This window comes from Porphyromonas miyakawae, assembly GCF_045865415.1.
In the GTDB taxonomy this organism is placed as follows: domain Bacteria; phylum Bacteroidota; class Bacteroidia; order Bacteroidales; family Porphyromonadaceae; genus Porphyromonas; species Porphyromonas miyakawae.
The window spans coordinates 252,003-266,478 of record NZ_BAAFSF010000004.1; the positions used below are offsets into that span (position 1 = coordinate 252,003).

Consider the following 14,476-nt stretch of genomic DNA (forward strand, 5'->3'; position numbering starts at 1 on the left):
TACTGCATTCCTTTTCAGCGACTCTCATATAGAGAGAAAGAGAGCGTTCAATACTTGCCGCTTATTGGATAGAAACTTTGTGAGAAAAGGCTGTAGAGTTTTCACAAAAAGGCTATAGGGTTTCCAAGAAAAGGCTATAGGGTTTTCAGAAAAACCCTATAGCCTTCTGCCGAATAGTATAGAAAGAAAGATCCGACTCCCTACCCTCTACCGCTACCTATTGATAAGTTTGTCCATTTGCGCCATAAACTCATTGCATGCTCCAGACCTCCTTAACTCTGTAAACACCTCAGTAAACGAGAGTGAGATGTTACTCGTTTGCTTGAATAGCATAACTATTGCCCCTGTCAATTAATACTCTTACTGCTCCCCTCAATCGCACAATAAAAACATTAATAATCAATTACATACACAATATTTGAGGTCGGTTTTAGTGCAACAGTTTCAAAATAGAAATTAGCCGTAACAAGCCGAGGATATGAGTAATCCGCTGGAGGGATTCGATAAGCTTCCCCACAGCGGACTACTCATGAGTTTTATAAAGTCTAGGGCAATTAGAATCTAGAAAGTGCTATAATGCATCTGACCTATTGTCCTGGAGGACTGATCCCTCCTCGGAGTTAGAGCGTTATGATAAATGAGTTTTGACTTATGACTAGGACATAGTGACCAGTGGGTATCGTCTTCACATCTACTGTGGTACGCCCATCTAACGTAGTACCTTGTGTGAGCGATACGCCTCCCATACTGTACAGACGGTATTCCTCACCGGCTACCGTACCGTCAAGGATTAGCTGGCCACCACTCCTATATATACACCCCTCTGTTGAGGATAAGTGGCTTATGGAGGTAAACTCTCGCTCGTTAATGGTGCCGAAATCTCTCCATACCTCACTACTTTCATAGGAGGCTTTAGCTCCTGTTGGTACGGTGAGTGTAGCTTGGCTCAAAGTTACCCCGGTAAAAGGATTATTCCCGAAGGTCGGTGGCGTAGTAGTAGCTGATACAAAAGAGCTCAGACTAGAGCATAGCGCAAACGCCTCGTTGCCTATGCCTTCTACCTGTGAACCTATTTGGACCGTTTTCAGAGCTGGACACCCGTAGCAAATAGCGGAAGGAATCTGAGTCAAACTGTTGGGGCAACTTATCTCCTCAAGAGCATCGCAGTAAGCCAGCAACTTGCTCCCTAGACTATCTATCTGCTCAGAGAAAGAGATAGTCCGCAGTGCTGTACAGTGACTGAAAGCCCCCTCTCCTGCATACTTTAGGCTCTTCGGCAGCTCAATCGTTTCAAAGGCCGTGCAGGCTCTGAAAGCTTCTTGCTCTATAACCTTAAGTTGAGCCGTATTGGGCAGTGCTATTAAGGCTTGACATGCACGAAACGCCCCCGCTCCAATAGTGTCTAAGCTCATAGGAAGCTGCACATCTTTAAGGGCTGTACAGTAGGCAAAGGTCTCAGCAGGTAGACTAGATAGGGCTGGTTGTATATTGACTCGCTCAAGGGCACTGCATTTAGACCAAGCCTCATCTCCAAGTTGTTTTACGGAGGCGGGTATAGCCATCTCAGTAAGAGCTACACATTCTTTGAATGCCCCCTTGCCAATCTTTTCTAGTCCATCAGGCAGACTAGCATCACGGAGTACCTTGCATCCATTGAAAGCAAAGCTCCCAATCCGCTTGAGCTCCTTAGATAGAGTAACTTTTGCAAGTTGAGGATTCTGGCTAAAGGCATATTCACCAATCTCAGTCACAGTTTGGGGCAGAGTCACACCGGCTAGACTAGCGCAATTGCAGAAAGCCCCATCCCCGATACTTAGTAACCCCTCAGTAGGCATCTCAACGACGGTCAGACCACTGCAGTCCCTGAAGGCATCTGATTTGATACTATCCACCGATGAAGGTATATGTACGGTAGAGAGCTTCTTGCAGAGACGGAAAGCTTGACGACCGATGCGCTTGGTTCCTTCGCTGATTGTTACTTTGGAAAGATTTCGACAGTAGTTAAAAGCATTGTCTCCTATGCTAATTAAGCTACCGGGGAACTCTAGGGATGTTAGCTTGCCACAGTAGCTAAAGGCCGTACTACCCAGCTCCTGTATCCCAGAGCCAAACTGTATCTTAGCGAGTCCGCCACATTTGTAAAAAGCCATAAACCCGACTCGCTTCAAGCTGTTAGGGAAAGCTATCTCAGTGAGCTTTGAGCAACTCTTAAAAGCTTCATCGTCAATCTCTTCGAGCCCTTCGTGAAAGGTGACAGCCGTTATCTTCTGATTCCCTTGGAAAACCTTCTTGCCGACTTTTGTAACCGACTGAGGAATCTCTATATGCCCAGTCGCATCGGGCCAAGCAGTAAGTACCCCCTGCTCAATCGTTTGAGCAGAGAGTAGCCCACTACAGAAAGTACCTAAAAAAGTGAAGAGGGATATAATACAAACAAATCTCCTCTTGCTAGCCAATCCACTAAATAGGACATTAAGTGGACGTAGTCTTGTGTTGTATTCCATATTTGTGTAGTAATGTTTTTAACGGTGCAAATATACAAATTTGTACTCACGAGAAGTTGTTGTACATTGTAGTTCAGAGGCTTCAGATTGACATTTTGCCAAGCATGTCAATTTGCACTATAAACTCATCGCGTGCTCCGGACCTTCTTAACTCTGTAAACACCTCAATGACGAAATATTATAGGTCTATTTTTTCGTACAACGCTCTTAATAAGGGAGATAGGTAACCTTACAGGCCGCAAAGATGCTTTTTATACCCTCTTACAATGCAAATATTCGGATAGTGCACTATACAATAGTTGCTATATCATATTTAATATGTATCTTTGTTGCACAAGGAAAAGTGATCTTTAAAACAGATTGAAAGCATCGGATGGGGTTTCACCCCACAAAACGTCACTTAAAGTGCGTAATATATGCCACACCGGTTTTTGGGAAACTCATCAAATATCTACGATGCCTCGAGTTACTGACAGCGATCAATGGCGTGCCGGCCCCGTAGCCGGATTACAGAAATCGTTGTAGGACTCATAATCCTTACATTCGGGGTTTCTACAAATCAAGGTGTGGCACCCATAAGAAAAGCGGATACGGCTTCGGCTGCATCCGCTTTTTCTATTTTGGGTGAGCTTTATTTGTCCGTAGAGAACAGATAGGTTCGGGACATTATCCGGAATAGTAAGCGATAGGTACCCTATGGACTTCAGAAGAGAGGGCGTTCAGTTCAATCGAGCCGATAATGTAATTGACCCCTTTCATCCATCATTTTGAATCACTCCTATATCCTTTCCCTATAAATTCATTAAAGGATTTGTCGATTACGAGTGAAGGAATATATACAAGGGAACAACTGAAATGCACAGGAGAATAAAAAGAACTGCATAAGTGCACGACAGAGGGTATATGGGAGTGTGGCAGAGAATGCGGGAAAAACACGGTATTCCCGTGGCATACACACTGGGGTAGCGGAGAAGCCCACACGGAATTATGGACGAGTAGTCCGAAGTATAAGCTCGGTGAAGATACGTTTTCACATGTTGGTTCCCTCTCCGCAGCAGCGTAAGATACAAAAACTCCGGAACTGCTCCTTTACGGATGCTCCGGAGTCTGAATACTCTTAGGAGAGACTATCCGTCTTACTATGCAGAAGTCTCCCCCCTATAAATGCGTATCTTATTCGTTGCTGAAGAGCCAGATCGGGAAAAGTACGTCTTTAAGATACCATTGTTTGGTATCTCTGTTAGCGAAATAACCCATATTAGAAGCCCAAAAAGTCTTCTCAAACAGAGCTGCGTAAGCGTATTTCAATACATCGCTATTTTTATCATTGGTCCAAGCTTTTGCGGTAAGAACCTGAGCTTTTGTCCCCATTTGGAGGTCATAAGTAGGCTCCGTAGGTTCGTACAGTGGGTCTAAATTGTCCAATGCATAGACCATGCGCGAAACATCGCTTTCCTTATTAGCGTTCCAGAAAGTTTCGTCAGCAACAACATCAACATTACCGTCCCAATTGGCACCCAAGTAGCGTGTAGTTACTTTGAAGTACGAAGGAATGACATCATCTTCCCAATCCACCCTTTGGAAGTCGCCTACCCACTCGAACCGATAGGCCATACAGAGCATATTGCCTAAGCCATTACGCTCTTCATTTTTGAAGCGTAGCCCGTAACTTACGTGGTTTGCTTTGTCCGTGCGATAGTCTGATGCCAACTTGGAGATATAGTTTTTCTTGTTAACACCGGCATTAAGCCATCCGGGGAATACTACCCATTCCAAGCTGTTTTCCTTTCGCACCTTTACTTCGGGACCTTCACCGGCATAGCGTTCCTCCGCTCTTGCAGGGGGAAATAAAGAGGTAAGCTCGTAAACGTCTGCAGGCATATGGTACTGCTTGCCGTTGATGGTGCAGTTCTTGAAGTTCTTGACTGCGTGAGCCAGATGCGCAAAATAGCCGATTTCGGAAATCTTGTTAGGAGATGTAGCAAAGCCATCTCCCGCTTTATTGAGAGGGGTTTCGCTGAAGTATTCCGTAGGCATTTTGATACGTCCGTGCTTGACGGTAAATGCCTTGGTTGTTTCGCCGGAGAAGTTCTTCGCCTCCAAAGGAATTTCGAAGAATTTAGGAGCCGTGAGCTTATCGGAGGCATCAAAGTTGTTGAATGCCACATAGCCGTCCCTCTTCGGAAGCGTCAGCTTGTAGGTACGCGTAATACGTCCCGTGGTTGCATCCTTTACGGCTGTGCCAGTTTCTTCCAAGCTGATGCCCGCTTCCGGTATATACCCTTCTGCAAAGGCAAGTGCGCCTTCACGTACATAGGTATGTAACTTAATCGTTACTTCGGTAGCCTCTTTCGTAGTAGTATAGATATCCTTCTGCGAATTCTTCAGATAGGGTGTCATATACGGAGCATTGGCAAGCTCTGCATCGTACTCCACAATAAGAGGTTTCTGTACCTCGTCTTCACTCAGAGAAATATGATCTCCCTCTTCCCAGTCGGCAACCTTAATCTCATATTTCAGTTTGCCAAATTCGCTTCCAGGCTCGTTCGGATCTACCGCACCGCCCAACTCATGCAGAATGATGTTGTAGAGGTGGTTACGTTTGATGACGAAGTTTTCCAAACGAACCGTCTCGGGCTTCAGCGGTTTGCCTTTGTAGGTAGCTTCCACGGTGAAGAACGTTTCGTTGCGTGTATCCGTTTCGTAGCCGTAAACAGTAGCGGTCAGTGCTCCGTTTTGGAAGAGAGTACCCTCATAGGTTTTATCTTCCGTAAAGGTCAGCTCGTCCATCTGCTTTACTTGTGCAAAGAGGTGCGTCGTGGTGTACCGCTTGCCGAACGTAATCTTGTTAATGACCAAATCTTCAATCTTGTTGTAGAAGTCGAAGCGGGCCGCTACGCGCACAAGCTTAATCGGATTGCTCAGCGTGGTGGATTGCTTCGATTGTACCTTCACATTCACCTGTTCGGAGGTCATCAAGAAATTCGTGGCGGTATTGTCGTCGCCTGGCGTCTGTGTTGCAACTAATTTGCCCAAATCTTCCGGCGTACTGGGACCGGCATTCAGGGCTTTCGTCAGTGCCGCATCCGGGTTGGCAACGAGGAAGAAGTAGAAGTCACCGCTCTTTTCGTTGTCGAACTCATAGGTGCCCGCAGTACTTCCGGCAATACATTCCACCGTTTTGTAGTGCAAGCCGGACGAAGTGCGGTATACTACCGCATAAAGCTTGTCTACACTCTTTTCCCGATCCAAGGCAGGAGTGGGGTGCGTTTTGCTTTCATCCCCAACAGCACGCAAGGCACTACTCAGCGAGAAGCGCACTACACCTTCTCTGCCGTCCTCCTGTTGTGTACGTAGCTTTTCTCCTGCACAGGATGCCACAATGAGCGGCATCAGCAGCACGGAGATATATTTAATTATTCTATTCATACTGTTTCTCTTTATTTAAATGCCGGATTCTTATAGTTTGTGTCATAGATAATGGTAATATACCGCTTCAGCGTAGGATCGGCATCGCTGTACACTTCGAACACCGCTTTATCGTGTTGAAGTTCTTCTCCAGGTTTTCCGTAAAGCGGAGAATCCAAGTAATATGTGTCATGTATATCCGGATCTGTTATTTTTTCAATAGGGTAATCTTTTCCTGATTCCGCACTGATAAGCTTAAAGGTAAAGGTGGTATGATCCTTGAAACGAGTAACTAATTTGATCTTTAGTTTCTGTATTGATCCCGAAGTATAATAGGTTCTTGTCAACAGATCATAATGAGTGGCGACAGTTTCAATAGCAGAACACTGAATATCGAGTATCTGCATTTCGTGGTTCAGGATAACCGAATTCCACGGCGTATCTTCTATAGTGAAAGCCACTTTGCTGCCTTCTTCCAGATCCGAATTGTCACCGAGTATAATCTTGTAGAGGTAGTTACGGCGTACGGTTACCGGTATATAGCTGGTGGAAGAGCTTACAAAAGGAATATCTAGAACGACCGTCTTCCCATTGGCTAGCTTGCCTTCCACTACAACGGTAGTAACTTTATCCTTATCGGCTGCGTTGGCAGGCTGTTCTCCTTCGTACAGATAGAACGCTTTCTTCAACTGATTGCCTTCCGCACCGGCAATACCGGTAAAGTTGGTAGGTACATCGGCAAAGCCTGCGCTCATATTGACTTTCTGTGCATCCGCCGGTGCTGCATAAGTAGTTTCGCCGTTGGCGTTCTTCGCCGGGAAGGTAGTTGTACGGTCGTACGTATTGCGGAGCGATAGCTTCGTGATGGTGAGGTTCGGGATATGGTTCGCTACATCGATACGGGCTACCACACGCGTCAGTGTCACCTGTACCGGTGCCGTCGTTCCCGTAACCGATATCTGCGTACTGTTACCCTGATGCGCTACTCCGGTCATAGGAATTACGTCCTCGCCGTCCTGGTTGGTCAGCAATTCTTTGGAAGTACCGTCAGCGGTAAGCACCTGCGTCATAGGCAACTTTTCAAAGTCTGCTTGTGACATTCCTACCGTTGCACCAGCCACTTCGTCATTTGCCACAAAGAGGAAGCGGTACACGCCTACCTTTTCCTTGGTAAACTCTTTTGTATAAGAGTAGGCTGCCTCGCCGTCGGGAATCAAATCAGTCATCTTGAGCGGCTCTATTTCAAGCAGTTTACTTCCGTCATTATTGAACATGTAAAGGGTGAGTTTCTTTACCGTCCATTCCGGGGCGTCGTGCACTGCACGATACGTATATGCCTCGCCCTGAGGCAGTGTCAGGCGGAACGTCACCGAAGCATTCCTGCCGTCCTTATTGATTTTACCGGGTTCATCATTCCCTTTGCAACCGCCCACTGAGAGCATCAACGCTGCGGATACAAGAAAAAACAACCCTTTCCACACATTCTGTCGCATAAACTTCTCTTATTAATTCTTCTATTTAATTTATAACAAAAAAAACTTTTTAAGCATCTTCTGAAAGGCACTTCTCTTTATGCTCCAAGCATCCGCCAAACACAGACACTCTGAGAGGTGCACTTCTTATTCATTACTGAAGAGCCAGATCGGGAAAATAACGTTTTTCCCTTTGTATATATCTTTGTTTCTGTTTGCCGGTATTCTCCTGTTGGCACTCCAAGAACTCTTGTTTAATATAGCACCATCGGCATGCATACTATCATCATAGAATTTCGGAGTGAGAATGTCTGCACGGGTTCCCAAGCGACGTTCATAAGCGTTTGTATCGGTTCTCTCTTTGTATAAGTCGTCCAAACTGCCCAATGCATAAATAATTCTCGTTACATCGCTTTGGGTGTTGTTTTCCCAGAAATCCTCACCGGCAAGATCATCTACACTTCCGTCCCAATTAGGTCCGAGATAGCGAGTGGTTACTTTGAAGTACGAGGGTACAATATCTTGGGCTATCGTGATGCTGTTGAAGTCTCCGACCCACTCGTAGCGGTACGCAGTGGCCAACATATTATCCAATCCTTTTTTGCTTTCTTTCTTAAGGCGCAATGCGTAGGTCACGTGATTGGCTTTGTCGGTAAGATAGTCCGACACAAAAACGGACACGACAGGCTTTCCGTCATGAAACCAATTCGGCAATCCGATCCATTCTTCCTGATTGTCTTTCTTGTTCACTACTTCTCTTCCTTCTCCCACAAAGGCAACGGACCCCATTGCGTAAGGAAATAAGGAACCCAGTTCATAGAAGTTTTTGGGCATATGATATTTTTTACCCTTTATCGTACAATTCGCAAAGTGCTCCGCTGCATAATCTCTATGCTCAAAGTAGCCGATATCGGAAACCTTATTGGGAGATGCCGCAAAGTCATCGCCGGTTTTGTTGAGCGGTGTATCGAAGAAGAACTCCGAAGACATCTTCGGGCGCCCATGCTTTACCGTAAAAACCTTTGTGATTTTGCCGGAATAGGTGCTTGCAACCAAAGGTATTTCAAAGAATTTGGGTATCTCCAGCTTACCGGAAACATCGAAGTTATCGATAGCCACATATGCATCTCGTGCCGGAACAGTCAGCTTGTAGATACTCGTAATACACCCCGTGACCGCATCCTTTGAGGCAGCTCCTATTTGGGTTAAGGTCACTCCCGTTTCCGGTGTATAACTGTCGGGAAAAGCAAGTGTCCCTTCGCGTACATAAGTATGTAACTTAATCGTTACTTCGGTAGCCTCTTTCGTAGTAGTATAGATATCTTTCTGCGAATTCTTCAGATAGGGTGTCATATACGGAGCATTGGCAAGCTCTGCATCGTAATCTATGCGACGGGCATTAAGAATACTATTTTCTTCATAGCTGAGTCCGTCGCCTTTTTCCCAGTCGGCAACCTTAATCTCATATTTCAGTTTGCCGAATTCGCTTCCAGGCTCGTTCGGATCTACCGCACCGCCCAACTCATGCAGAATGATGTTGTAGAGGTGGTTACGTTTGATGACGAAGTTTTCCAAACGAACCGTCTCGGGCTTCAGCGGTTTGCCTTTGTAGGTAGCTTCCACGGTGAAGAACGTTTCGTTGCGTGTATCCGTTTCGTAGCCGTAAACAGTAGCGGTCAGTGCTCCGTTTTGGAAGAGCGTACCCTCATAGGTTTTATCTTCCGTAAAGGTCAGCTCGTCCATCTGCTTTACTTGTGCAAAGAGGTGCGTCGTGGTGTACCGCTTGCCGAACGTAATCTTGTTAATGACCAAATCTTCAATCTTGTTGTAGAAGTCGAAGCGGGCCGCTACGCGCACAAGCTTAATCGGATTGCTCAGCGTGGTGGATTGCTTCGATTGTACCTTCACATTCACCTGTTCGGAGGTCATCAAGAAATTCGTGGCGGTATTGTCGTCGCCTGGCGTCTGTGTTGCAACTAATTTGCCCAAATCTTCCGGCGTACTGGGACCGGCATTCAGGGCTTTCGTCAGTGCCGCATCCGGGTTGGCAACGAGGAAGAAGTAGAAGTCACCGCTCTTTTCGTTGTCGAACTCATAGGTGCCCGCAGTACTTCCGGCAATACATTCCACCGTTTTGTAGTGCAAGCCGGACGAAGTGCGGTATACTACCGCATAAAGCTTGTCTACACTCTTTTCCCGATCCAAGGCAGGAGTGGGGTGCGTTTTGCTTTCATCCCCAACAGCACGCAAGGCACTACTCAGCGAGAAGCGCACTACACCTTCTCTGCCGTCCTCCTGTTGTGTACGTAGCTTTTCTCCTGCACAGGATGCCAACAGGAGCGACATCAACAGTACGGAGATATATTTAATTATTCTGTTCATACTTATATTATTCAATTACCCGTGTACCTGTAAGTTTGATCGTAGACAATAGTAAGATATCGCTTAAATTCCGGAAAAGCGTCGCTATATATTTCAAATACAGCCTTATCTTTCTCGACATCGGGATTATGGGCGTCAAAGTCGGGCATCTGTATGTAATAGGCATCATTTTGGCGCGGAATAATCTTGTATTCAACTCCGCAATCGGAATGAATCCATTTAAAAGTAAATTGACTATGATTCTCGAAGCGTGTAAAAAGTTGAAAGGAAGCTTCATCGAGGCTGAACTTTGTATAAAGGGTGCAAGTCTTTTTGTCGAAATGACACGAATTATTTTCAATTTCCCAAGACTTAACTTCAATCATCTGCATTTCATGATTCAGAATAATTGAATTCCAAGGCGCATCTTCGATGGTAAACACCACCTTGCTGTCCTTTTCCAACGGCGTATTGTCGCCTATGGTGAGTGTGTACAGATAGTTCCGACGTACGGTAATCGGATCATAGTCAACAGAAGAACGAGTAAAGGGCACTTCGAATTCGATTGGCAGACCGCTGGCCAAAATTCCGTTTACCACAATAGTAGTCGCATTATTAAGATTAGTCTTATCAGCTTCTCCGGTTGCCTTCTCCGGTTGCTGTCCTTCGTACAGGTAGAATGCCTTATTCAGCACATTGCCCTCATCGCCTGCAATACCCTTGAAGTCAGTGGGCAGATCAGCAAAGCCTGCGCTCATATTGACTTTCTGTGCATCCGCCGGTGCTGCATAAGTAGTTTCGCCGTTGGCGTTCTTCGCCGGGAAGGTAGTTGTACGGTCGTACGTATTGCGGAGCGATAGCTTCGTGATGGTGAGGTTCGGGATATGGTTCGCTACATCGATACGGGCTACCACACGCGTCAGTGTCACCTGTACCGGTGCCGTCGTTCCCGTAACCGATATCTGCGTACTGTTACCCTGATGCGCTACTCCGGTCATAGGAATTACGTCCTCGCCGTCCTGGTTGGTCAGCAATTCTTTGGAAGTACCGTCAGCGGTAAGCACCTGCGTCATAGGCAACTTTTCAAAGTCTGCTTGTGACATTCCTACCGTTGCACCAGCCACTTCGTCATTTGCCACAAAGAGGAAGCGGTACACGCCTACCTTTTCCTTGGTAAACTCTTTTGTATAAGAGTAGGCTGCCTCGCCGTCGGGAATCAAATCAGTCATCTTGAGCGGCTCTATTTCAAGCAGTTTACTTCCGTCATTATTGAACATGTAAAGGGTGAGTTTCTTTACCGTCCATTCCGGGGCGTCGTGCACTGCACGATACGTATATGCCTCGCCCTGAGGCAGTGTCAGGCGGAACGTCACCGAAGCATTCCTGCCGTCCTTATTGATTTTACCGGGTTCATCATTCCCTTTGCAACCGCCCACTGAGAGCATCAACGCTGCGGATACAAGAAAAAACAACCCTTTCCACACATTCTGTCGCATAAACTCCTCTTATTATGTTATCAGTTAATTTCTCTTTTCTCAAAGACACTTTCCTCCCCTCTGGCAATGTTGCCCCCTTGTAGGTCAGGCCATGTCCGGCTATTCTCTATTGTTTGCTCATTCTTTTCCCTATATATCGCATCGATGACCGCAATGCTCTTTATTGAAATAATACACCGCCCGGCTGCCAATCCTCAACGCTGCCATCGTACCACGGACGTATTGTCACACTGCCATCGTCATTAATGCGTATTTGTATGCGGTAAATCTGTTCTGCCCGCCGATCCGGGATCCACCCAAAAGCGCGAAACGCACGCTGCAAGTCTAGTTGCTGCGTAAGTGCGCGATTTCCATACATTACCCGAAATGTCGGTATGTGGTCGTCCCGATAGCGCAGAGATACCGCCTCGCCTCTCAGACAATGATTAAAGAGTGGCACTTCCTGGTACAAAGCAGTCGTTTCGCTTCCATGAAGCGGGAAGTCGTGTCGCACTTCTTTCACCGGATTAATCTCGATCGACAGATTGCTCTGCGCCGGATCGAGCAGGTATCGTTCTGTCAGCCCCGTCAGTTCAATGCGGTAGCTGCCTGACTCGGGCGGTGCTGACTGCCAACTCACTTCGTATATCAGGTGGCAGTGGATGTTGGCAAGGTCGCATACGTAGCGTTGCTTTTCTGCTTCCTTCACTTCAAAGGTCTTGCTATTCCAAAAAAGCTGCTCCGCTCCGGAGTATGCCTGTTCGTTGTAACGTGCTTTCAGTCGCAATGTAAAATCACTCATATGGCTCTTTCCTGCTTCCAAATCGGTAAGCATCGTGCCCTCCTGAGTACTATTTCCAACGGTCACTACCGTATAGCTACCCGGTGTCAAACCGGAAATTCGAAGCTCCTGAGGGGTAACTTCGTTTTGCTTCAGTTCACGAATATATTCCCCCGCAGTATTGAATAAAAAGTGACGCATCTGTTGCACTTCTGTACTATACTCATCCTCTTGAGCACGTATATAGCGATACTCCAAAGTCGTTTCGCTACACTTGCTCAGATCATCAAAGAAAGGACGGCATCCTACCGCTGTCATTGCCATCAACAAGCAGGCAAGTAGGGCATATTTTCTATGCATCGATAATTGTCTCATTGTGAATTTCTTTTATCCCAAGCACAAAGATAAAGAAAACAAATCACACTAACGAGAGAGAAAAAATTATACCTCTAAGCGGGCAAAAGCATTTCATTATTACAAAAGGGAAAACCTTGAACTATGCGAAATAGACAGATTTTGAAAAACAGCACCGCACAATTAGTTCTTTTCGGTAGCCATTTTATCAAAATCATGCTCCTATAACAAGAGAATCATTATGACCATCTTTCTCTTCTGCCGTAACAGAGTGACTGATTCCTCTGCCCGGCTTTGACTTCGGATAGATTAGAGCTACACACTATCTTACCGGGCAGCGCACCACCCCTACCGCAGTATCAGTATGCAGAGCAGTACGTAGCGAAGCCTTGATTCAATGCAAACAAATCTTTTGGGGAGGAGATAGATCATTCCAACCGTGCTATTTGCGAAAAGGTATAGATGTTTCGTTTGAAAGGTTCTGATGTTTTAATTGAAAGATACGGATCTTTTGATCGATAGATTCTGATGTTTTTAGTATGAGAATAATAGGATCTTTTTTGTGAGGGAAGCACTCAGGTAATAAGACCGGGTAATCGGTAAAAAATAAGAAGCGGCATAGGGGACTTTGTACCCCATACACCGCTTGCTTGTACCTCATGCGCCACTATTTGACGCAGCGCATTTCCCTATAACTTCCGCAAAAGGCCTCGGGATTACCCGCTCTGCTACTTGAGCGTAAAGAGGAATCCGTCAGCTACCTCTTTGGCTTGTGCAGCACCTACTAATTCCTTGAGGATAGCAAAACCAAACGCCATGGCATAAGCAGGACCTCTACCGGTAATTACCTTTCGGTCCACTACAACTCCATCTGAGAGGAGCTCAGCACCGTGCTCTGTGATTAAACGCTCTTCGGGCATCGGATAGCCGGTAGCTTTATGCCCCTTGAGCAATCCTTCGGGAGCAAGTACAAAGGCCGGGGAGGCGCAAATAGCCGCTATATAGCGGTTGTCGGTACGCATATGCTGTAATAACGTATTCACCTCCTTTGACTCGTGTAGGTTGGTCGCTCCGGGCAGACCACCTGGTAGTACAACGGCATCAGGTAGAGCGGCTGTGTCGCACAACTTGTCCCTGCTATAATCTGCCGTTACGGTAACGCCATGCGCTCCCTTGACCTCTTTTTTATCGGTAATGGAGATGGTTAGTACCTCAATCCCTCCACGACGTAATATATCTACAGGTGCAAGTGCTTCAACTTCTTCAAATCCTTCGGCTAAGAGAACCCAAACTTTTTTACTCATAATAAATCTCCTTCTATAGTTATTTAATTATCAATCCATTGATTATACATACTTATTCGTGTAGTAGGCAGTGCCGATAGCGACGTATGGTATCCTCCAATCCCAAGTAGAGTGCATCGCATATCAAAGCATGACCGATAGAGACCTCACTGAGGAATGGTATCGTAGCGGAGAAATAGGATAGGTTAAGCAAATTAAGGTCGTGACCGGCATTTACTTCCAGCCCCACTTCTCGGGCTTTTTCAGCGGCTTTGAGGAAGTCTTTCACTACCACTTCTTGCCGTCCGGCTTCATAGGCTCGTGCATAAGGCTCTGTGTAGAGCTCCACACGCTGGCAGCCTGTCTCTGCGGCATAAGCTATGTTGTCGAGATCCGTTCCCACGAAGATAGAGACGCGTATATTCGCTTCTCGGAAGCAGGCTACAACCTCCTTTAGAAAAGCCATATTGGCTTTTACATCCCATCCTGCATCGCTCGTAAGGGCATCCTCTGCATCCGGCACGAGGGTTACCTGCGTGGGTTTTACTTCAGTGACTAAATCTACGAAGCGTGGTATGGGATTGCCCTCAATATTGAATTCTGTAGTCACTACCTGCTTGAGGTCTCTTACGTCCTTATAGGTAATGTGCCGCTCATCAGGGCGCGGATGTACGGTTATTCCCTGTGCTCCATACCGCTCGCAGTCAAGTGCTGCTTTTACTACATTCGGCAGATTGCCTCCGCGCGCATTACGCAGCGTCGCTATCTTATTAATGTTTACGCTTAGTTTTGTCATTGCTTTATTCGTATCTTTGCTTGTAACAAATGTACGTTAAAA

The 14,476-nt window shown here is 46.3% G+C and carries 8 protein-coding genes; all 8 read right to left on the minus strand.

Annotated features, from left to right (window positions below; translation table 11 throughout):
* Positions 1 to 620: 620 nt before the first annotated feature.
* The 8 genes from ACLWMH_RS06570 to ACLWMH_RS06605 all read right to left on the minus strand — a co-directional run bounded on the left by ACLWMH_RS06570 (position 621) and on the right by ACLWMH_RS06605 (position 14,434).
* A complete protein-coding gene (locus ACLWMH_RS06570) occupies positions 621 to 2,504 on the minus strand; it encodes a leucine-rich repeat domain-containing protein (protein ID WP_411915909.1) in 1,884 nt (627 codons plus the stop codon).
* Between the two features lie 1,173 nt (positions 2,505 to 3,677).
* A complete protein-coding gene (locus ACLWMH_RS06575) occupies positions 3,678 to 5,933 on the minus strand; it encodes a hypothetical protein (protein WP_411915910.1) in 2,256 nt (751 codons plus the stop codon).
* A gap of 11 nt (positions 5,934 to 5,944) precedes the next feature.
* Positions 5,945 to 7,405 (minus strand): hypothetical protein, encoded by a 1,461-nt coding sequence (locus ACLWMH_RS06580; RefSeq protein ID WP_411915911.1) that lies wholly within the window; start codon positions 7,403 to 7,405, stop codon positions 5,945 to 5,947.
* Between the two features lie 126 nt (positions 7,406 to 7,531).
* The gene (locus ACLWMH_RS06585; RefSeq protein ID WP_411915912.1) at positions 7,532 to 9,766 is read right to left on the minus strand and encodes a fimbrial protein; all 2,235 of its coding nucleotides are present in this window, start codon (positions 9,764 to 9,766) and stop codon (positions 7,532 to 7,534) included.
* An 11-nt stretch (positions 9,767 to 9,777) separates the two neighbouring features.
* Positions 9,778 to 11,241: a hypothetical protein gene (locus tag ACLWMH_RS06590; RefSeq protein WP_411915913.1), complete on the minus strand. Its 1,464-nt coding sequence runs from the start codon at positions 11,239 to 11,241 to the stop codon at positions 9,778 to 9,780.
* A 160-nt stretch (positions 11,242 to 11,401) separates the two neighbouring features.
* Positions 11,402 to 12,376 (minus strand): FimB/Mfa2 family fimbrial subunit, encoded by a 975-nt coding sequence (locus ACLWMH_RS06595; RefSeq protein WP_411915914.1) that lies wholly within the window; start codon positions 12,374 to 12,376, stop codon positions 11,402 to 11,404.
* A 707-nt stretch (positions 12,377 to 13,083) separates the two neighbouring features.
* On the minus strand, positions 13,084 to 13,659 hold the full coding sequence (locus tag ACLWMH_RS06600; RefSeq protein ID WP_411915915.1) for a DJ-1 family glyoxalase III: 576 nt from the start codon (positions 13,657 to 13,659) through the stop codon (positions 13,084 to 13,086).
* Between the two features lie 52 nt (positions 13,660 to 13,711).
* Entirely contained in the window at positions 13,712 to 14,434 is a 723-nt protein-coding gene (locus ACLWMH_RS06605; RefSeq protein ID WP_411915916.1) for a pyridoxine 5'-phosphate synthase, read from the minus strand.
* Positions 14,435 to 14,476: the final 42 nt, after the last annotated feature.